At 73.6% G+C, this 19,250-nt stretch carries 18 protein-coding genes and 2 pseudogenes; 6 read left to right on the plus strand and 14 right to left on the minus strand.

Translation table 11 applies throughout. From position 1 onward, the window contains the following. Positions 1-528 precede the first annotated feature (528 nt). The 4 genes from ACF1AL_RS05860 to ACF1AL_RS05875 all read right to left on the minus strand — a co-directional run bounded on the left by ACF1AL_RS05860 (position 529) and on the right by ACF1AL_RS05875 (position 3,804). Positions 529-1,692: an exonuclease SbcCD subunit D gene (locus ACF1AL_RS05860; RefSeq protein WP_391696429.1), complete on the minus strand. Its 1,164-nt coding sequence runs from the start codon at positions 1,690-1,692 to the stop codon at positions 529-531. A gap of 107 nt (positions 1,693-1,799) precedes the next feature. Then, entirely contained in the window at positions 1,800-2,426 is a 627-nt protein-coding gene (locus tag ACF1AL_RS05865) for a YigZ family protein (protein ID WP_391779059.1), read from the minus strand. Positions 2,427-2,463: 37 nt separating this feature from the next. Beyond that, positions 2,464-3,012, minus strand: a complete 549-nt coding sequence (locus tag ACF1AL_RS05870) for a SixA phosphatase family protein (RefSeq protein ID WP_391696426.1) — start codon at positions 3,010-3,012, stop codon at positions 2,464-2,466. Between the two features lie 66 nt (positions 3,013-3,078). Further along, a complete protein-coding gene (locus ACF1AL_RS05875; RefSeq protein WP_391696424.1) occupies positions 3,079-3,804 on the minus strand; it encodes a hypothetical protein in 726 nt (241 codons plus the stop codon). 115 nt (positions 3,805-3,919) lie between these two features. On the opposite strand from ACF1AL_RS05875, the gene ACF1AL_RS05880 reads away from it, so the two are divergent. After that, positions 3,920-4,327, plus strand: a complete 408-nt coding sequence (locus ACF1AL_RS05880) for a CoA-binding protein (RefSeq protein ID WP_391779060.1) — start codon at positions 3,920-3,922, stop codon at positions 4,325-4,327. Positions 4,328-4,500: 173 nt separating this feature from the next. Here ACF1AL_RS05880 and ACF1AL_RS05885 read toward each other — a convergent pair whose 3' ends face one another. Next, entirely contained in the window at positions 4,501-4,860 is a 360-nt protein-coding gene (locus tag ACF1AL_RS05885; RefSeq protein ID WP_391696418.1) for an ArsR/SmtB family transcription factor, read from the minus strand. A gap of 59 nt (positions 4,861-4,919) precedes the next feature. Between ACF1AL_RS05885 and ACF1AL_RS05890 the strand changes: the two genes are divergently transcribed. Continuing rightward, entirely contained in the window at positions 4,920-6,101 is a 1,182-nt protein-coding gene (locus ACF1AL_RS05890; RefSeq protein ID WP_391779061.1) for a cation diffusion facilitator family transporter, read from the plus strand. 27 nt (positions 6,102-6,128) lie between these two features. On the opposite strand, the gene ACF1AL_RS05895 is transcribed toward ACF1AL_RS05890, so the two are convergent. Both ACF1AL_RS05895 and ACF1AL_RS05900 read right to left on the minus strand, forming a co-directional pair. Then, a complete protein-coding gene (locus ACF1AL_RS05895; protein WP_366840771.1) occupies positions 6,129-6,686 on the minus strand; it encodes a YbaK/EbsC family protein in 558 nt (185 codons plus the stop codon). Positions 6,687-6,753: 67 nt separating this feature from the next. Continuing rightward, a complete protein-coding gene (locus tag ACF1AL_RS05900) occupies positions 6,754-7,326 on the minus strand; it encodes an XRE family transcriptional regulator (protein WP_391659012.1) in 573 nt (190 codons plus the stop codon). A gap of 109 nt (positions 7,327-7,435) precedes the next feature. On the opposite strand from ACF1AL_RS05900, the pseudogene ACF1AL_RS05905 reads away from it, so the two are divergent. Continuing rightward, positions 7,436-8,291, plus strand: a pseudogene (locus tag ACF1AL_RS05905) (EamA family transporter). 210 nt (positions 8,292-8,501) lie between these two features. Here ACF1AL_RS05905 and ACF1AL_RS05910 read toward each other — a convergent pair. Further along, positions 8,502-9,332, minus strand: a complete 831-nt coding sequence (locus tag ACF1AL_RS05910; protein WP_386419892.1) for an acyltransferase — start codon at positions 9,330-9,332, stop codon at positions 8,502-8,504. A gap of 75 nt (positions 9,333-9,407) precedes the next feature. Here ACF1AL_RS05910 and ACF1AL_RS05915 point away from each other — a divergent pair, with 75 nt between their 5' ends. Next, positions 9,408-9,938: a gamma carbonic anhydrase family protein gene (locus tag ACF1AL_RS05915; protein ID WP_391779062.1), complete on the plus strand. Its 531-nt coding sequence runs from the start codon at positions 9,408-9,410 to the stop codon at positions 9,936-9,938. A gap of 63 nt (positions 9,939-10,001) precedes the next feature. Here the strand turns inward: ACF1AL_RS05915 and ACF1AL_RS05920 are convergent, their stop codons facing one another. The 4 genes from ACF1AL_RS05920 to ACF1AL_RS05935 form a co-directional block, all read right to left on the minus strand. Beyond that, the gene (locus ACF1AL_RS05920) at positions 10,002-10,655 is read right to left on the minus strand and encodes a DedA family protein (RefSeq protein WP_391696405.1); all 654 of its coding nucleotides are present in this window, start codon (positions 10,653-10,655) and stop codon (positions 10,002-10,004) included. A 127-nt stretch (positions 10,656-10,782) separates the two neighbouring features. After that, positions 10,783-13,281, minus strand: a complete 2,499-nt coding sequence (locus ACF1AL_RS05925; RefSeq protein WP_391779063.1) for a beta-glucosidase — start codon at positions 13,279-13,281, stop codon at positions 10,783-10,785. Positions 13,282-13,530: 249 nt separating this feature from the next. After that, entirely contained in the window at positions 13,531-15,450 is a 1,920-nt protein-coding gene (locus ACF1AL_RS05930) for an RICIN domain-containing protein (RefSeq protein ID WP_391779064.1), read from the minus strand. A 461-nt stretch (positions 15,451-15,911) separates the two neighbouring features. Then, entirely contained in the window at positions 15,912-16,349 is a 438-nt protein-coding gene (locus tag ACF1AL_RS05935; RefSeq protein WP_384209727.1) for a DUF4442 domain-containing protein, read from the minus strand. A gap of 154 nt (positions 16,350-16,503) precedes the next feature. On the opposite strand from ACF1AL_RS05935, the gene ACF1AL_RS05940 reads away from it, so the two are divergent. Continuing rightward, positions 16,504-17,589, plus strand: coding sequence for a hypothetical protein (locus ACF1AL_RS05940; RefSeq protein ID WP_391779065.1), 1,086 nt, complete (start codon positions 16,504-16,506; stop codon positions 17,587-17,589). 204 nt (positions 17,590-17,793) lie between these two features. Here the strand turns inward: ACF1AL_RS05940 and ACF1AL_RS05945 are convergent, their stop codons facing one another. After that, positions 17,794-18,417, minus strand: coding sequence for a hypothetical protein (locus ACF1AL_RS05945; RefSeq protein ID WP_391779066.1), 624 nt, complete (start codon positions 18,415-18,417; stop codon positions 17,794-17,796). A gap of 102 nt (positions 18,418-18,519) precedes the next feature. Here ACF1AL_RS05945 and ACF1AL_RS05950 point away from each other — a divergent pair. Then, a pseudogene (locus ACF1AL_RS05950) lies at positions 18,520-18,677 on the plus strand (VOC family protein); the annotation flags it as partial. Positions 18,678-18,761: 84 nt separating this feature from the next. On the opposite strand, the gene ACF1AL_RS05955 reads toward ACF1AL_RS05950, so the two are convergent. Further along, positions 18,762-19,247, minus strand: a complete 486-nt coding sequence (locus ACF1AL_RS05955) for a hypothetical protein (protein ID WP_366838955.1) — start codon at positions 19,245-19,247, stop codon at positions 18,762-18,764. Positions 19,248-19,250 lie beyond the last annotated feature (3 nt).

A 19,250-nucleotide genomic window follows, 5' to 3' on the forward strand; every position in this document is an offset into this window, starting at 1 on the left:
CCACCTCCCCCGTCGTCACCGCACGCGCCACGGCGGAACCCGCCGGGGCACGTCGGCCCACCACCGTCACACCTGCCGCGCCGGCCGGGCGGCGCCCGCGGGACCGCGGGTCGCGGGTCCAGGCGGCGTCGGCCGGCCAGCACTGCGCGTCCCGCACCTCGGCCACTCCACGACCACCGGACCGCCGGTCACGCGCCTCCGCGACGCCACGGCGGCAGGACGAGCGGCCGCACATCCCCGCCGAGCCACTGCCGCCGGACCGCCGGTCCCGCGTTCCTGCCGATCCCGCGCCAAGCCGCCGTTCGCGCGTCCCTGCCGAGCCGCCCCCGCCGGACCGCCGGCCGCGCGTCCCTGCCGAGACCCTGCCAAGCCGCCCATCGCGCGTCCCCGCCGCGTCACGCCCGCCCGCGTGGGGATCGCACTGTCTCAGCGCGCTGTCCGCACCGCCCACACCGCCGGCAGCGACCACCTCGTCCACACCGCCGGCACCGACCGCCTCGCCCGCGCCGGTGCGCGGCTCGCCGGGCGTCACCACGCCACCTCCCGGGCCGTCGCGTCGGCGCGGGCGGCGTCGAACGCCTCGCGCAGGACGGCCTGTTCGTCCGGGTCCGGGCCCGCGCCGCGCACATGCGCGACGAAGTCCTCGGCGATCTGCTGGTCGCTGCGTCCGGCGAGCCGCCGCGCGTAGGTGACCTGGGGGTCGTCGGGCGCCCGCTCCGGGTCGAAGACCAGACTGAGGGTGTGCGGGAAGCGCTCGCTGAGCCGGGCCATGGGGTCGGCGGGACGGACCGCGTCGGTCAGCGTGGCCTCCACCCAGGACTCCTCGTACCGCGCGAGGGCGGGGTCGGCGAGCAGCTCCTCCAGGGTGCCGCGCAGCCGGGCCAGCGGACGCGGCACCGGGCAGTCGACGCGCTCGGCGGCGAGCGTACCGTCCTCGCCGAGGTCGACCAGCCACATGCTCTTGCGGTGGTCGGCCTCCGAGAAGGAGTACGCCAGCGGGGAGCCGGAGTAGCGGACGCGCTCGGTGATGGTCTGGCAGCCGTGCAGATGGCCGAGGGCCGCGTAGTCCACCCCGTCGAAGACGGCGGCGGGCACGGCGGCGACCCCGCCGACGGTGATGTCGCGTTCGCTGTCGCTGCCCTGCCCGCCCGTGACGAAGGCGTGCGCGAGGACCACGGAGCGGGTGCCGGGCGCGCGCGTGGCGAGGTCGGCGCGCACGCGGTCCATGGCCGCGGCGAGGACGGCCTCGTGGCCGGCCTTGTCGACCCCGAACGTGTCCTTGACCAGCGCCGGTTCGAGGTACGGCAGCCCGTAGAAGGCGACGTCCCCGTACGCGTCGCGCAGCACGACGGGGGTGGCGCAGCCCGCGGGGTCGGTACGCAGGTGTATGCCGGCGCGGTCGATGAGGCCGGCGCCGACGCCGAGGCGGCGGGCGGAGTCGTGGTTGCCGGAGATCATCACCGTGGGCACGCCGAGGTCGGCGAGGCGGTGCAGCGCGTCGTCGAACAGCTCGACCGCGGCGAGCGGCGGGACCGCGCGGTCGTACACGTCTCCCGACACCACCACGGCGTCGACGCCGTGCTCCCGCACGGTCGTCACGAGGTGGCCGACGAACTCGGCCTGGGCGCCGAGCATGTTCACCCGGTGGAACGCCCGGCCGAGGTGCCAGTCGGAAGTGTGCAGCAGTCTCATGATCCCCGAGACTAACGGCCGGGTCTGACATCACGGCCGGTTACTCCCGTAACGGCCCGCCATGACCGTTCCCGCGTAGGTCAGTTACGTACGCATTGCCCGATATGTCAGGCGTCGCCGTAGGCCTCGCCGCCCAGCTCGAAGCCGGCCGTGCCCGCCGTCACATCGGCCAGCCAGGCGCGGAAGGCGTCCACGTCGGCGTCGGGCAGTCCGATCTCGAGGGTGACCGCCTCGCCGTAGCGCACGTCCCGCACCTCGCGGCCGGTGGAGCGCAGGTCGTTCTGCACCTTGCCGGCCCGCTGGTGGTCGACGGTGACGGTGGCCAGCCGGAACCGCCGCCGCGTGATCGTGCCCAGCGCGTCCAGGGCCTCGCCGACGGCGCCGCCGTAGGCGCGGATCAGACCGCCCGCGCCGAGCTTGATCCCGCCGTAGTAGCGGGTGACGACGGCGACGACGTACCGCATGTCGCGGCGCAGGAGCATCTGCAGCATCGGCACGCCCGCGGTGCCGCCGGGCTCCCCGTCGTCGCTCGCCTTCTGTACCGAGGCGTCGGCGCCGATGACGTAGGCCCAGCAGTTGTGCGTGGCGTCGGCGTGCTCCTTGCGGACCGCGGCGATGAACTCCGGCGCCTCCCGCTCGGTGGCGGCCGGTGCCAGCGCGCACAGGAAGCGGGAGCGGTTGACCTCGGTCTCGTGCACACCGGGGCGGGCGATCGTGCGGTACTCGTCCTGCATCCGGCCAGCCTATGCGCACCGGCGGGACGACCTCGCCTCAGTCCTTCCGGACGCCCCTCGGCACGATCAGCGACGTCAGCAGGGCGGTGCCGGGGGCGAGCGCGGCCCAGTCGGGGCCGTACCAGGCGAGGACCGCGATCGCCGACGTGGGGAACTTCACCCGGACCCGCTCCAGGGCGTCGCCGACGCCGTCCCGGGCCAGCATGAGCACCAGGTCCTCCAGGCCGGGGTTGTGCCCGACGAGCAGCAGGGTCTCCACCTCGGGCGGGGTCTCCCGGGCGACGGCGAGCAGGTCGTCCGGTGCGGCCGCGTACAGCCGCCGCTCGTGGCGGACCGGCGGCGGGGTGCCCCACTCGGCGGCCGCCAGCTCCCAGGTCTGCCGGGCGCGCAGCGCAGTGGAGCACACGGCGAGGTCCGGCAGCAGGTCCGCCTCGGCGAGCGCCCGTCCGGCGGCGGGGGCGTCGCGGCGGCCGCGCGGCCCGAGCGGGCGCGCGTGGTCGGGGACGCCCTCCGGCCACGCCGACTTGGCGTGCCGCAGGACGACGAGACGGCGCAGCGGGCCGGCCCCGGAGCGCGCGGCGCTCACGACGGCGCCCCGTGGACACGGGATGCCGCGCTCACGACGGCGCCCCGAGTGCGCGCATCGCCAGGCTCACGACGGCGCCCCCACGTCGCGGGTGAGCTCCAGGCCCAGCAGCCGGTCCGCGTAGGCGTACGTCTCGAAGCGGGCGCCTTCCGGCAGCTCCGGCCCGGCCTGCTCCACCCGGCGCAGGACGTCCAGCACGGCCGGCATGTCCAGATCGCTCTCCCACGCGGCGCGCAGCCCGCCGCGCACCTCTTCGGGGATGGGCCGTGAGGGGTGCTGGGACCAGGCGGCGACGGCGCGGCGCCAGCGGGCGAGCGTGGCCTCGGCGGCGCCCAGCACGTCCGCGTCGAGCCGGGCCGGCGCGGTCCGGGGCCGGGACAGCAGCGCGAGGCGTACGGCGGCGGGGTCGGTGTCGGCCGGAAGGCCGTCCTGCGGTGTCACGGGACCGACGGTGAGCCGCACGCCTTCGGGGGCCGCGCCGCCCTCCGTCACGACATGGATGACCTGGGCCTCCCCCAGGCCGGCCCCCACGTCATGGCTGTCCTCCAGCGGCCGCATGCCGAGCGCGGCGGCGCTCGCGCGCAGCTCCGCCTGGTCGTGCCGCCCGGCCAGCAGCGCCCACACGGGCGTGCCGCCGAGTTCCAGGGCGCGTACGAGCAGGTCGGTGACGAGCAGGACGCGCAGCGAGGCCGTGTCGTGGCCGGGCGCGTGCGCCTCGATGCGGGTCAGGCCGCGGCGCACGGGGGCGGCCTCGACGAACTCTCCGGTACGGGCGTCGGTGATGCGCAGCACGCAGTGAGCGTAGGCCCGTCGGCGTCCCGGCGCAGGTGGAATCCCGGCCGCCCCTCGTGGGTTGTCGTCCGGGAGAGGTTTTCGCATCCGTTTCTTCGGCCCAGGGAGGCCATCGGTGTACGGCGACGAGGCAACCATCCGCAAGATCCTCACCGAGCTCGGGGACACCTGGGCCGTGGTCGGCCTGTCCGCGAACCGCGACCGCGCCGCGTACGGCGTGGCGCAGGTCCTCCAGCGCTTCGGCAAGCGGATCGTGCCGGTCCACCCGAAGGCGGAGACGGTGCACGGCGAGCAGGGGTACGCCACGCTCGCGGACATCCCGTTCGAGGTCGACGTCGTGGACGTCTTCGTCAACAGCGACCTGGCCGGCGGTATCGCCGACGAGGCCGTCGCCAAGGGCGCCGAGGTGGTCTGGTTCCAGCTGGGCGTGATCGACGAGGCCGCGTACGCGCGCGTGCGGGAGGCGGGCCTGGAGATGGTGATGGACCGCTGCCCCGCCATCGAGATCCCCAGGCTCGGCTGACCTGCGGAGGCCCGACGGCGACCGGTATCGGTACCTGCGGAGGCCCGACGGCGACCGGTATCGGTACCTGCGGTGGCCGGACGGCGGCCGGTATCGGTTCGCCTGTACGGAGCTGACCGGCCGTCACCACCGCGCGCACCTCGGGCCGTGGTTCCGCGCTCCCCTTCTCGGGCTCAGTCGTGCGGCGGCCGGTCCGTCAGCCGGTGGTCGGCGACGTTGAGCGCCTCGTCCACCAGGCGGCGCAGATGGCCGTCGCGCAGGGTGTAGATCACCCGGCGCCCCTCCTTGCGCGTGGTGACCAGCCCGGCGAGCCGCAGCCGGGCGAGGTGCTGGCTGACCGCCGGACGCGCCGCCCCGCACGCCTCCGTGAGCGTGGTGACGTCGGCCTCCTCGGCGGCCAGGGCGTGCAGCAGGGCCAGCCGGGTGCGGTCGCCGAGCAGGGCGAGCAACTCCGCCGCGAGCGCGAACTGTTCCTCGCCGGGTGTGCGCGGGTGCGCATCATGTGCAGATGACAGGTGCATGCGTGCGCTCATACGCACATAATGGCGCCGCGGACGGGGTACGTCCACCACCACCGCGGAAGGAGACACGCGTGAACCACCGGCACGACCACGAGCACCGGCCGCCCGCGCACGGTCACGGCGAGCAGCAGCACGGGGCGCACCGGCACGGGCATCCACACGGGGACCATCCGCACGGGGAGCACGGGGAGCACGGGGAGCATCCGCACAGGGCGCACGGCCACGAGGACCATGCGCACGAGCCGCACGGCGGGCGCCGGCACGCCGGCCTGCGGCACCGCCTGGCGCATCTCCTCACCCCGCATTCCCACGAGAGCGCCGACAAGGTGGACGCCGCCCTGGAGTCCTCCGCGCGCGGCATGCGCGCCCTGTGGGTGTCGCTGGCGGTGCTCGGCGTGACCGCGCTGGCGCAGGCACTGGTGGTGGCGGTGTCCGGCTCGGTGGCGCTGCTCGGCGACACGGTGCACAACGCCGCGGACGCGCTGACGGCCGTACCGCTCGGGATCGCCTTCGTACTGGGGCGGCGGGCGGCCACCCGGCGCTTCACTTATGGCTTCGGGCGCGCCGAGGATCTGGCCGGACTGGTGATCGTGCTGACGATCGCGGCGTCGGCGGCGTTCGCCGGCTGGACGGCCGTCGAGCGGCTGCTCGATCCGCGGCCGGTGGAGCACGTCGGCGCGGTCGCGGTGGCCGCGCTCGCCGGGTTCGCGGGCAACGAGTGGGTGGCCCGGTACCGGATCCGGGTCGGCCGGGAGATCGGCTCGGCGGCCCTGGTGGCCGACGGGCTGCACGCCCGCACCGACGGGTTCACCTCCCTGGCCGTGCTGCTGGGCGCGGGCGGCTCGGCGCTGGGCTGGGACCTCGCCGACCCGGTGGTGGGACTGGCGATCACCGCGGCGATCGCGCTGGTGCTGCGGGACGCGGCCCGTGAGGTGCTGCGCCGGGTGATGGACGCCGTCGACCCGGCCCTGGTGGACCGGGCGGAGGCGGCACTGCGCACAGTGCCCGGGGTGCGTGGGGTGGGTGAGCTGCGGCTGCGCTGGATCGGGCACCGGCTGCGGGCCGAGGTCGCGGTCGTCGTGGACGGCGAGGTGTCGGTGCGCCGGGCGCACGCGATCGCCGTGGACGCCGAACACGCCCTGCTGCACGCGGTGCCGCGGCTGACGGCGGCCCTGGTGCACGCGGATCCGACCCCGGCGCCGGGCGAGACGGACCCGCACCTGGCACTGGCCCACCACGCACGCACCGCCTGACGCCACCCCTGGGGGGCCGACCGTCGCTCAGGCGACGCCCAGGCCCTCCAGGACGACCGCGCCGGGCAGTTCGGCGAACGCCTTGCCCGGCACCAGCAGCTTGCCGCGCCGCCGTCCGCTGCCGACCAGGACGTACGGCAGGTCGACGACGGCCGCGTCCACCAGCACCGGCCACGCCTCGGGCAGCCCGACGGGCGTGATGCCGCCGTACTCCATGCCCGTCTCCCCCGTCGCGGTGTCCATGGACGCGAAGGAGGCCTTGCGCACGCCGAGGTGGCGGCGCACCACGCCGTTGACGTCGACCCGGGTGGTGGACAGCACCACGCACGCCGCGAGGGTGGTCTCACCGCCGCGCTTGCCGGCCACGACCACGCAGTTCGCGCTCTGCTCCAGCAGCTCACGGCCGTAGTGCTCGACGAAGACGGCGGTGTCCGCCCACTGCGGGTCGGTGTCGACATACACGATCTGCTCGGCGGGGACGCTGCCGCGCCAGTGCCGTACGGCGTCGGCGACGGGGCGGGTCAGCTCGTCGAGGCAGTCGGGGGCGGGGGTGGCCTGGTCGAAGTGTCCGATGGGTGCCTGCATGACCGCACGCTAGCAAGCGCGGCGCTCGCGGCGCGGGGGCGTCTCGGCGGGTGACCGGCACCGGCGCTCAGCGCACGGGCGGCACCGAGACGGCCATGATCATCTCCATCGGCTCGTCGCCCTCGTTGCCGTAGGTGTGCGGGGTGTTGGCCTCGAAGGAGGCGCTGGCGCCGGCCGGGACGCGGTGGGCGACGCCGTCCACGGTGAGGGTCAGCTCGCCGGCGGTGACGTGCACCAGCTCGACCGTGCCGGCCGGGTGCGGGTCGGACGGGCTGGACTCCCCCGGCATCAGCCGCCAGTCCCACATCTCCAGCGGGCCGGGGGCCTCGGCGCCGGCGAGGAGACGGTTGTAGCTGCCCGCGTCGGTGTGCCAGAGGCGTACGGCCTGCTCCTCGGGGACGATGCGCACCTTCGGGCCCTGCTCGTAGTCGAGCAGGGTGGTGATGCTGATGCCCAGCGCGTCACCGATCTTGACGACCGTGCCGATGCTCGGGTTGGTGCGGGCCTGCTCGATCTGGATGAGCATGCCGCGGCTGACGCCCGCCCGGGCGGCGAGCGCGTCGAGGGTGAATCCGCGCTCGGTGCGCCAGCGCTTGACGTTGCGCGCCAGGGACTGGGTCAGCAGGTCGAGGTCTGACACATTCCGTCCAATATCCGGGAAGTCAAATATTCTGGATGACAGCGTTCACTGCGCTGAACTACGGTGGGCTGCACCCGATCGTTCACCGAACTGTACTGCGAGGCGAGCCGTGACAGCATTCTTCGCCCTGGCCACCAGCCTGTTGTGGGGTCTGGCCGACTTCGGCGGCGGGGTGCTGACCCGACGCGCCCCGGCCCTGACCGTGGTGGTCGTCTCGCAGACCATCGCGGCGGCCGTCCTCGGGGCGATCGTGGTCGCCACGGGCGGCTGGAGCGAGGCGGGACCGCGCCTGTGGTTCGCCTTCGCGGCCGGGCTGGTGGGGCCGGTGGCGATGATCTGCTTCTACCAGGCGCTCGCCCGCGGTCCGATGGGCGTCGTCTCCCCGCTCGCCTCGTTGAGTGTGGTCGTGCCGATCGGCGTCGGGCTGGTCCTCGGCGAGCGGCCGGGTCTGATGCAGGTCGCGGGTGCCGCCGTCGCGGTGAGCGGCGTCGTCCTGGCGGGCGGACCGCAGCGCAACGGGGCACCCGTGCAGCGGCAGACCATCGTGCTGACCCTGGTCGCGGCGCTCGGCTTCGGCGCGGTGTTCGCGCTGATCGCGGAGGCCTCGACCACCGTCACCGGTCTCTTCCTCGCCCTGTTCGTCCAGCGGCTGACCAATGTCGCCGCGGGCGGCGCCGCCCTGTACGTCTCGGTCAAGCGGGGCGCGCCCGCGCTGCCCGGGGGCCGCTTCCCGTGGAGCGCGCTGCCCGCGCTGGGCTTCGTCGGGCTGGCGGACGTCGCCGCCAACGGCACCTACTCGATCGCCGCCCAGCACGGCCCGGTCACCGTGGCCGCGGTCCTCGCCTCGCTCTACCCGGTGGTCACGGCGCTGGCCGCGCGGGGCTTCCTGCGCGAACGCCTGCGGGGTGCAGGCGGCGGGAGCGGGACTCGCGCTGCTGGGCACGCTGCTGCTGGCCACGGGCTGAGCCGGGCCTCCGGGCTCCGGCTTCCGGGCTCCGGGCTCCGGCTTCTGGCCTCCCGCTCCGGTTTCCGGCTGTCGGCACCGGCTTCCGACCTCACGGCTCGGCTTCCGGCGTCCCGGTTCCGGGCTCCCGCTTTCGGTCTGCCGGTTCCGGCCTTCCGCCCGCGCCCCGGCCCCAGCACCAGCCCCCGGCCCCAGCCCCCGGCGCTCGGCCTCAGGCCTCCGTTTCCAGGCGGGCCAGACCCGCGGCCTGCTCCTCGTCCAGCTCGGCCAGGCGTGCCGCCGTCTCCTCGTCCAGTTCCGACAGCGCCAGCAGCTGCTCGGGGGTGACGCCCTCCGGTATCGGCACCGGCGCCGGGGTGCGCAGCGGCGGCTGCCAGCCGTCCTCGGGCGTCCATCGCCGTACGACCCGGGCGGGCGCGCCCGCCACCACGGCGTGGTCGGGCACGGTGCCGCGGACCACGGCGCCCGCCGCGACCACCACGTTCCGGCCGATGCGGGCGCCCGGCAGGATCACCGCGCCGGTGCCGATCCAGCAGCCGGGGCCGATCTCCACCGGCTCCATCCGCGGCCACTGCCGGCCGATGGGCTGGTGCGGGTCGTCGTAGGAGTGGTTGGTCGAGGTGACGTACACATACGGCCCGAAGTAGCAGTCGCTGCCGATGGTGACGCTGGTGTCGGCGATGACATGGCTGCCGCGGCCCAGCACCACCCCGTCCCCGATGCGCAGGATCGGCTCGGGGCCCAGGTCGAGGTCGGGCATCAGGCCGGCGGTGAGGGTGACCTGCTCGGCGATGATGCAGTGCGCGCCCAGGTGGATCCACGGCTCGCCGAAGACCGTGCCGAGCGGGAAGGCCAGCCTGGTACCTGTTCCCATCGCGCCGAAGCGGAAGCGCCCGGGGTGCTCCGCCGACACCGAGCCCGTGCGCTGCACCCAGGCCCAGCCGGCGTGGACGGCGCGCTGCGCGAGGCGGCGCCGCCAGGACGAGAACGTGTTCTTGCGCATAAGCACTCGCTCACCGTAAACCGCGCGCCGGGCACCCATCACGGTCCAGCCCTGTGATCTTCACCCCACCGGGTGGCGTACGGTGCTGCCGAACGACGATCGAGGAGGCACCCCATGACGCACCAGGCGCTGATCACCGGCATCGGCGGCAAGGAACCGGACATCCACAGCGAGGCGTTCGTGGCGCCGACGGCCTCGGTGATCGGGGACGTGACGCTGCGCGCGGGCGCGAGCGTCTGGTACGGCGCGGTGCTGCGCGGCGACGTGGAGCGGATCAGCGTCGGCGCGCAGAGCAACATCCAGGACAACTGCACGCTCCACGCCGACCCCGGCTTCCCGGTCACCATCGGCGAGCGGGTGTCCGTCGGCCACAACGCCGTCGTGCACGGCGCGACCGTGGAGGACGACTGCCTGATCGGCATGGGCGCGACGGTCCTGAACGGCGCGGTGATCGGCGCGGGCTCCCTGGTCGCGGCGCAGGCCCTGGTCCCGCAGGGGATGGTGGTGCCGCCGGGGTCGCTGGTGGCGGGTGTCCCGGCGAAGGTGCGGCGGGAGCTGAGCGAGGAGGAGCGCCAGGGCGTGACGCTCAACGGCACGCTGTACGCGGAGCTGGCGAAGACACACGACGACGTGCACCGCGGCTGACGGGCTCCCCGCGGCGAGAGCCGGCAGCCTCCGCGCGCGCAGCCCCGACGCGCGGCCGGACGTCTACTCGGCGGCCGGGACCGGCTCCGGCTCGGCCGCCTGCCGCTCGGCCGCCTGTGCCTTCTTCGCCTTGCGCTTGAGCACCAGCATCGAGCCCAGGCCGATCAGCACCGCCAGGACCAGGCCCAGCCAGGAGAACTTCTTCAGCCAGGACTCGGCGACGACACCGACGTAGTAGATGACGGCGGTCGTGCCGCCCGCCCAGACCACGCCGCCGAGGAAGTTCGCCGTGAGGAACTTCCAGTACGGCATGTGCAGCACGCCCGCGAGCGGTCCGGCGAAGATGCGCAGCAGGGCCACGAAACGGCCGAAGAAAACGGCCCACATGCCCCACTTCTCGAAGGACCGCTCGGCGGTGGCGATATGGCCCTCGCCGAAGTGCTTGGGGAACTTCTTGCCGAGCCAGGCCAGCAGCGGCCGTCCGCCCTTGCGGCCGATCGCGTAGCCGATGGAGTCGCCGATCACGGCTCCCGCGCTGGCGCACGCGCCGAGGACGACCGGATTGATGCCGCCGTGCTGCGAGGACAGCAGCGCGGCGGAGACCAGGACGATCTCGCCGGGCAGCGGGATGCCCAGGCTCTCCAGCCCGATGACGAGAGCCACCACCGCGTAGACGGCGCCGGCCGGTACCGTGTCGAGCCATTCCTGGACGTGCACTGCCGGTCCCTCCCGTGTTCACTGCCCTGTCTGTCCCGGCGCACGCCGTGGCGCACCCCAGGAAGCCTACCGGGTCGGCGCGTCACCCCACGGTGCACAAGATCGCCCCCCCGTGGACAGGAACGACTCAGGCGCGCCCCGCGTTCCCGTCGCCCACCGCCGCGTCGAGACGCAGCCTCAGATCGCGGGAGGACGCCCCGATCCACACCGTGCGCCGGCCGGTGCCGAGCACCCAGCCGTGGCGGGCGGTGTCCCAGCAGGACAGGGTGCGCGGGGCGACCCGGACGGTGACCCGGCGCCGCTCCCCCGGGCGCAGGGTGAGCCGCCGGTAGCCGCCCAGCACCCGTACGGGCTGGTCCAGACGCAGGTCGGGGGACGGCCCGACGTACACCTGCGGGACGTCCACGCCCGCGCGCCGGCCGGTGTTGCGGACGGTGAAGCCCACCTCCAGTCCGTCCCGCGTCCAGCGCGCGGTCGGGTCGTCGTAGGCGAAGGAGGTGTACGACAGCCCGTGCCCGAACGGGAAGAGCGGGCGCACGCCCTGCGCGTCGTACCAGCGGTGGCCCACGTGGACGCCCTCGGAGTACTCCTCGACGCCGTCGGTGCCCGGGTAGCGGCGCGGGTCGCCGGCGACGGGGTGGTGGTCGTCGTCGACGGGGAAGGTCTGGGTGAGCCGCCCGCCGGGGTCGCAGTCGCCGAACAGCACGGCGGCGGTGGCGGCCGCGCCCTCCTGGCCGGGGTAGTACATCTGCAGGACCGCGCCGGGGCGCTCCAGCCACGGCATCGCGGTGGCGGAGGAGGTGTTGAGGACGACGGTGGTGCGCGGGTTGGCCGCGGTGACGGCCTCGATCAGCCGGTTCTGGTCGCCGGGCAGGACGATCGTGGTGCGGTCCTGGCCCTCGGTGGCGTCCTCGTAGGCGAACAGCACGACCTGGTGGGCCTCGCGCGCGGTTCGTACCGCCTCGGCGACGTCCGCGGCCCGCGTGGCACCGGTGGCGTGCCGCAGCCGGAACAGCAGTCCGGCAGTGCCGCCCTGGGCGGTGATGCTCAGCCGGTGCGCGCCGGGCGTGAGCCGGAGCGTGGCGCGGCGCACGGCGAGGCCGTCGGGGGTGGTGCCGATGAGACCGCCGCGGAAGGACTCGCCCCAGCCGGGGGCGATCGGGAACAGTTCGGTGCCGTCGAGCCGCACCTTCGGACGGCCGGTGGGGGCGCCCGAGAAGTGCAGCACGAAGGTCCACTCGTCGGCCTCGCCGACGGTGAGCGTGCCGTCGTACGTCCATGTCGACCCGGCCGCGACGCGCGTGCCCTCCTCGGCGAGGCCCGGGGTGAGCGCGCCCGCCGGGATCGGCCGGCCGAACAGGTCCTCGCCGAGGGCGTAGGTGACCTCGCCCCGGGCGCGGGCACGCAGGGCCTCCAGCGGGCTGTCGGCGTGGTCGGGGACGACGTGGGCGCTGCCGCCGCCGCTGACGAAGGGCAGCGCGCCGGTCGGGCCGATCACGGCGAGGCTGCCGCTGCCGAGCGGGAGGGTGCCGTGCGCGTTGCGCAGCAGGGTGGCGCCGGCCTTGGCGACCTCCAGCGCGACGGCGGCGCCGGCGGGCGCGTCCCGGTCGGGCCGGGGCGGCGCGCTGCCGTCGAGCAGCCCGAAGCGGTCCATGACGGCCAGGACACGGCCCACGGCCCGGTCGACGTACCGCTCGGCGACGCGTCCCTCGTCCACGGCCTTCCGCAGCGCCGCACCGAACCAGGTGCCGTTCGGCATCTCCATGTCGAGGCCGGCGAGGAGGGCCCTGTCCGTGCTGTGCGCGGCGTACCAGTCCGTCATGACCCAGCCGTCGAAGCCCCACCGGTCGCGCAGGACCCCGGTCAGCAGAGCCTCGTTCTCGCACGCCCAGACGCCGTTGACCTTGTTGTAGGCGCCCATCACGGCTCCGGTGCCGGCCCGGACGGCTGCCTCGAAGGCACGCAGCTCGACCTCGTGCAGGGTGCGTTCGTCGACGCGCACGTCCACGGACATGCGGTCCTTCTCCTGGTTGTTCATCGCGAAGTGCTTGACGGTCGCGATCAGTCCCTCGGCCTGGATGCCCGCGATCTCGGCGGCGACGAGATCGGCGGAGAGCAGCGGGTCCTCGGCGAAGGTCTCGAAGTTGCGCCCGGCGTACGGGGTGCGGATGAGGTTGACCATCGGGGAGAGCAGCACGTCCTGCCCGAGGGCGCGGCCCTCGCGGCCGATGACCTGCCCGTAGCGGCGGGCGAGGTCCGGGTCGAAGGCGGAGGCGAGGAGGACGGGCGCGGGCAGCGCGGTCGCGGGCCGGGTGACCCGCACGCCGGCCGGGCCGTCGGCCAGCCGCAGCGGCGGGACACCCAGGCGGGGGACGCCGGGGACGTACCCGGCCTCGCCGAGCGCCGCCGGGTCGGGGGCGCCGTGCAGCAGGGAGATCTTCTCGTCGAGGGTGAGGGCGCGCAGGAGGCGCTCGACGCGGGGCGTGCGGGCGGGGGCTGCGCCGGGTCGTCGGCCGCGCGCCGCGGCGCGGGGGGCGAGGGCGAGGGAACCGGTGGCCGCCGCGACGACGGCGAGCGTGCCGCCGAGCAGCGACAGGGCGGCTCGCCGGGGGACGGTGTCGGACATGTGCCGTCACTCCTTCGGTGCGCGGGCACGACGATGTGAACCGCAGGGCGCCCCGAAGTCCCCGCTCCGGCTCCGGGCCCTGAACGCGTCGCCGGGCACGGCGATTGATGACCCGTCAGAAACGCCGTGGCGCGTCGGCACCGTACGACCGGGGATGACTCGAGTCAACGAAGCGCGGGGGAAAACGCCGGGCGCGGGGGCGGACGGGGCATGCGGGGGCCGCCGGACGGGTGGCGGCCCCCGCGGGGATCAGCCGCGCCGTGCGGGGGACGGCCCGAAGGTGAAGGCCGGCGCCGGCGCGATGCGCACCGCCGGTGGTGCCCCCTTCCGGGCGGGCAGGCCGAGAGGTGTTCTCGGTACGCCGACGCGGGCGCCCGCCAGGACGGATGTCACGGTGTGGATGCCGGCCATCCTCGGCCCGCGCGGTGGCGGGGGTTGGCGCCGGGCGCAGCAGTCGGCGGGGGCGTAGCGCGGGGTGTAGGTCGGGGCCGGCCGGTCACGCGGGCCCCGCTGCGTACGCGGGTCCTGTCGGGTGCCGCCGGGGTCGTGGAAGGGCCGGGGCCGTTCGCCCGGGCCGGCGGGCGGGGTGACGGCGTCGGGCCGCGCCGCCGGCTGACGCTGCGGGGTGACGCCCTCCCCGGCTCCGGAGTCGAACGCCCACCGCTGCACCGCCGACCCGTCCCGCTCCCGTACGACGACCGCGCCGCCGGTGTCCTGCGCGGGCGCGAGAAGAAGCCAGCCCCCTCGCCGCAGCAGCAACTCGCCCCGCACGGTGAGGTCGTAGGCGACCGCGACGGTGCGGTCGGCACAGTCGGTGAGCGTGACGCGGCGGCCGGCCGGGTCCGCGCCGGCGCAGAGGACGGGGTCGGCAGCGCTGCGCAGCAACCCGTCGGTGCCGTAGATCCAGCGCTGGGAGCCGGCCGGCGAGCAGTCGGCGAGCTTGAGGGCGGCTCCGGGGCGTACCTGGCCGGCGTCCGCGTCGAGGCAGCGTCCGGTGACGGCACTGCGGAGGCGCCCCTGCAGGAGTGGGGCGGGGCGCTCGACGGAGGCGGCGGACGGCACGCCGGGGGGCGGTGGGGTGGGGGAAGGCGTGGGGACGATGCTCGTGGTTCCTCCGGCGGGAGCGCCCCAGGTGTGGCCGGGTCCCCGTCCAGGGCGGCCCCCGGTGCCGAGGGCGGTACCCGTGCCGCCACCGGGGACAGCGTTGTCAGCGGAGCGGCTCTGAGCGGCGAGGACGGTGGCGAGCAGAGCGAGGGTGGTCAGCCCGACGCCGACGAGCACGGCCTTGGTGTGCCGCCCCGAAGCGCCGGGGCGGCCCGGCGGCGCCCCGCGGTGGCGGCCGCCGGGAGACGCGGGGGCAAGCGACGGCAGGGGCGGCACCGGTCCCTGAGGGCGCCTCGGCCGGGAGTCGAGATAGCGCCGGGCGCCCCAGCCGAGCACCGTCTCGGCGAGGAGGAGGCCGAGCGCGCCGTCGAAGTGGCTGAATTGTTCGGCGGCTTGACGGCAGTAACGGCACTCGGCGAGATGCCGGCGGACGTCGGGGAGCAGGTTTCCGCCGCGGCGCAGCGGGATGTCCAGGAGACGGTTGTGGAAGCGGCACTCGTCGGTGGGGGCGAGTTCCCGGTGGGCGCGGACACAACCGGCGCGGAATTGTTCCCGGGCCTGTTCCAGCGCGGCCGCGGCGGTGCCGGCATCGAGGCCCAGCAGACCGGCCGGTACGGATATCGGTTCGGCTTCGACCTCGGTGTGCCACAACAGGCATTGGCCGGCGCTGGGAAGGGCCCGGAATGCGCGCGCGGCGAGCTGCCGCTTTTCCAGGGTGCCGCCTCCGGCGGCACGCAGTCCGCGACCTCCGGTGGTTTTGCGCAATTCCGGCAACAGCGCGGACATTGCGCCGTCTCCGGCCCAGCCGTGGACCGTGTCGCGGACGGTGACGAGGATCTGCGGGCGCAGGGCGCCGCCGCCGCGGCCGGCGGCGAGCCGGTCGAGGACGTGGTGGGCCGCGGCGGTGGCCACGAGCTGGGCGGTTTCCGGCGAGCCGGCGAGACAGACGGCGGCGTAGTCGCGGGCGGCCGGCCAATGGCGGGCGAGCAGCAGGGCGACGGCGCGGCCGTGTCCGTCGGGGGTCGCCAGCCGGGCGACGAGCTCACGGTCCGACTCCGTGGGCATGCCGGTGGGGCGGGGCGGATACGGCGGGCGTGGGGGATGTGGGGGGTGTGGGGACTGCACGGAACCAATTCCTTCCGAGCTGAAGGGTGGCACTGCGTTCCCGCGGGGGGCTCACTTTCGCACACGCGCCTCACAGGAAACAAGGAGTTCGAGTGACGCTGCTTCAGCAGACGGAAATGCGCGGCGGGTTACCGCAGGTATCCGCATCCCTATTCGAATAAAGGCAGCCACGACAGGCACCAAAAGGCGCGTACGGATGGGGTACCCGGCGGAGGAAATCGCACCGGCACCCTTCTCATGACACACCGAGCAGGCCCCTGACCGGGTCGCCGACGAGGCCGCTGCGGCGGGTCCGTCCGACGTCCCGCTGACGACCGGACGGCACAGGCGAGCCATCGAGGCCCCCCTCCGACGAACCGAGGGCTCCACACCCCGGAGCCCTCGGTTCGTCGCACCGGATCTCAGCCGTTGGGCCGCAGCGTCCAGACGACGGTCATCTCGCCGGTGACGGCGCCGTCCGCGCGCCGGATCTCGATGGCGACCGGGAACTCCGGCCGCTCCCCCGCGTCCAGCTCCGCGACGACCTCGGCGGCCGGCCGACCGAGCGTGGCGGTCGCGGTGACAGTCCCCATGGCCAGCTTCTTGTAGGCGATCTCGGCCCGCACGGCGAGCGGCACGGCCCGCGCGAGCTGCTCCCCGAACGCGGCCAGCACGATCGCCCCGCTCGCCGACTCCCCGAGCGTGAACATCGCCCCGGCGTGCGGCCCGCCCACGTGGTTGTGGAACTCCCCCTGGTCCGGCAGCACCACGACCGCCTTCTCCGGCGTGGCCTCGACGAACTCGAGCTTCAAGGTCCGGGCCATCGGCACGGTGGCGGCGAGCATCTCGCCGATCGACATCTGATCTGCGCTCATGGCGGCATGTTACCCATGAGTAGCCTTCGGAGCCAGAGACTCCCGTCCGGCTGCCCTGTGCGGCGGCCCGCTTTTCGGTACGTCCCTGACAAGGCCCGGTGACCGATTCGTGTCCCTGGCGGCACTAGGGTGGAGCGCCATGTGGCCAGGACAGCAGCAGCCGCCCGGGGGCGAGCCGAACCCGAACGCGCAGAACAACCCGTATCAGCAGCCGACTCAGCCGGGGTACCAGCAGCCGAATCCCTATCAGCAGCCCGGTTACCAGCAGCCGGGATACCAGCAGCAGCCCAACCCCTATGCGCAGCAGCCGCAGTGGGGCACGCCGACGCCCGCCGGTGTTCCGCAGCCGGCGACGCAGCCGCTCGGGACCACCGGCGGCGGCAGCGGTGGCGGCGGGGACAACAGGACCAAGCTCGTGGCGATCATCGCGGCCGGCGCGGTGGTGCTGACGGCCGCCGTCACCGGGTTCCTGGTGCTCGGCGGCGACGAGGACGACACCGCGAAGGGCGGCTCGGACAAGCCGACGACCGCGCAGTCGGGGTCGGCCTCACCGACCCCGACGACGCAGCCGACGGCGTCTGGAGGGGGCGACAACCCGCGCGGCGGCGAGGCCGAGAAGGCGACCGTCCCGGGCTGGAAGGTCGTCATCAACCCCAAGTACGGCACCGCCTTCGACGTCCCCGCCGACTGGGTCGTCAAGGACCCGGGCCTGTTCATCGGGTTCGAGGACGAGCAGAAGGGCGACGGCTCGGCGTACATCGGCATGAGCGCGCCCGCGTTCCTCAACGAGAAGTGGTGCTCGTCCGCCAAGGACGGCAGGACGACCAACAAGGAGCTGGCGGCGGCCGGCACCAAGGGCGAGAACGGTGCCAAGGACACCGCGAGCGTCGCCCGCGGCGACTCCGCCACGTGGGCCTTCGGCGGTTACACCGACCAGAACGAGAAGACCTCCCGCAAGTACCTGACGATCGGGAACCCCGCGCCGTACACCACGAAGTCGGGCGTCAAGGGCGACGTGGCCACGAGCTTCACCACCGGTGTGCCGAAGAAGGGCAAGTGCGACACCGACGGCAAGGCGACCACGTTCGCCTTCAAGAACTCCGCCGGCAACTTCGTCGCCTGGACCTTCTACGGGGTCAAGGGCGTCCCGGGTGAGGTGCCCGACGCGACCATCCAGCAGATCCTGAGCACGGTCCGGCTGCACGGCGACCCGGTCGTGAACTGACCCCACGCGCCGCCTCGGCCCGCACCCGGGTTTCCGTCCCGCACCCCGCCCCCGCCCCGTGCCTCCCGCACGGGGCGGGGGCGGCGGTTTGTCACATCCCCGGGCCGTAGTCACCCCGTGACCACCACCTCCGCCCCGACCCCGACGGCCAGCCTTGAATGTCCGTGAAGCCCTCCTGAAAGCTTCAGGAGGGCTTCACTTGCGTCATCGTGTCTGACTGTGGGCGAGCCAGCGTTCGGCCCACTGCCGTTGCGCGGGTTCGACGTGCTCGTAGGATGCGATGCGCTTCGCGTGCTCCCGCAGCGTCGCGATGCGTTCAGGGTGCTTGGCGAGGGTGAACCCGATACCGACCTGCCAGTATCCGGCGACCATCACCACGTCACCGCTCAACGACGTCGCGGCGAAGGTCGGGTTGTTCTCACCCGATCCGAAGACTCCGTTCGCACAGCCGACGCCGGCGATGTCCCATTCGTCGCGGAGCAGGACACGCACCCATCGATAGGCGGGAGGATTCTCCTCGTCTTCCACATCCGACACATCGGCCGATATGTCCAAGCCGAGCAGAAATTCCTGTCGACCGTCACTCGCCGTCGAGAAAAGGCCGCACTCCTGGGCCGCACGCTCCCATTCCGCGTTGAACCTGGCACCCAGGTTCGGTTCGTCGTGTTCGATGACTACGTCCGAGCGGCCGTCTTCCAACTGCAGGTACGTCACATACCGCGCGACGAGATAGGGAACGAGATGGTCCCGAGTGTCGACCACTTCCAGGAAGGTGAATCCGGCGCGGGAAAGCTCTTCCTCAAGTGCCTGTGGAAAGTCGGCCGTCACTCTTCTTTCCTTCTTTCTTTCCTCGGTCGAACCGGCGGGCGGGCCGTGACCAGCCGACAGACGCCAAAATCCAGGCCGTCCACCAAGCCTGGGCCCAAGCAGGTCAATTTCCGCGTCCGCGACCTGGACGCGATGCTCACGCAGCTACGCGCCGCGGGCGCGGACGGGCCGAGGAGACGCAGCAAATGGACGGCGTCGGCCGCTTCGGCTGGGTCACCGACCCGGAGGGCAACCGCATCGAACTCTGGCAGCCAGCCTGAATGAATACAGAACCGACGAAGCCCCTCGCCTTGGTGTGTGAGATCACCACACCAACGGCGAGGGGCTTCGCCACGTCACCTACTTCAGCCTGCGAGATCAGACGGCAGGGAGAGCTTGCCCGAAGACTTCAGGGCGTGGAGCCGCTCGCCAGGATCAATGATCTGCAGAATCTGAAAAGCGTAAGCAGTCGGAGCGGGCGCGCGATTCGCGATGAGTTCCGAATAAAGCACCCACATGCCTTCCCGGGCGATGTCCTGACATGCCTCAGAAACTGCGTCATCGTCATTGAAGACAAGACCAAGAAGCAGGTCGAGAGATTCGACTCGCGCGGCCGGCGTAATATCGCTGGCCAATCCCGCCATCAGTACGGAAGCGACAGGGGCCGCCGGTTCGTGTGGGAACGACTGAGTGAATACATGCTCAGCGACTCCCGAGTTCAAAGCTTCATCACGAGTCTGAGCTTTGAAAAACCGGCGTAGATCGTCCGGCAGGTGCGCGGCGCTCGCACCGCATCCACACCGCAGATCTTCCCATCGAACTAGGCCGATCTCGTTGTCGACAAGGTCCATCAG

The organism is Streptomyces sp. NPDC014801 (assembly GCF_043082085.1).
In the GTDB taxonomy this organism is placed as follows: Bacteria; Actinomycetota; Actinomycetes; order Streptomycetales; family Streptomycetaceae; genus Streptomyces.

Coding starts and splice junctions, on each gene's coding strand:
- ACF1AL_RS05925 (WP_391779063.1), bottom strand. CDS start 13,281: ATGTCCGACACCGTCCCCCGGCGAGCCGCCCTGTCGCTGCTCGGCGGC.
- ACF1AL_RS05940 (WP_391779065.1), top strand. CDS start 16,504: ATGTGGCCAGGACAGCAGCAGCCGCCCGGGGGCGAGCCGAACCCGAAC.
- ACF1AL_RS05865 (WP_391779059.1), bottom strand. CDS start 2,426: ATGCAGGACGAGTACCGCACGATCGCCCGCCCCGGTGTGCACGAGACC.
- ACF1AL_RS05915 (WP_391779062.1), top strand. CDS start 9,408: ATGACGCACCAGGCGCTGATCACCGGCATCGGCGGCAAGGAACCGGAC.
- ACF1AL_RS05930 (WP_391779064.1), bottom strand. CDS start 15,450: ATGCCCACGGAGTCGGACCGTGAGCTCGTCGCCCGGCTGGCGACCCCC.
- ACF1AL_RS05935 (WP_384209727.1), bottom strand. CDS start 16,349: ATGTCGATCGGCGAGATGCTCGCCGCCACCGTGCCGATGGCCCGGACC.
- ACF1AL_RS05955 (WP_366838955.1), bottom strand. CDS start 19,247: ATGGACCTTGTCGACAACGAGATCGGCCTAGTTCGATGGGAAGATCTG.
- ACF1AL_RS05860 (WP_391696429.1), bottom strand. CDS start 1,692: ATGAGACTGCTGCACACTTCCGACTGGCACCTCGGCCGGGCGTTCCAC.
- ACF1AL_RS05910 (WP_386419892.1), bottom strand. CDS start 9,332: ATGGGTGCCCGGCGCGCGGTTTACGGTGAGCGAGTGCTTATGCGCAAG.
- ACF1AL_RS05885 (WP_391696418.1), bottom strand. CDS start 4,860: ATGAGCGCACGCATGCACCTGTCATCTGCACATGATGCGCACCCGCGC.
- ACF1AL_RS05895 (WP_366840771.1), bottom strand. CDS start 6,686: ATGCAGGCACCCATCGGACACTTCGACCAGGCCACCCCCGCCCCCGAC.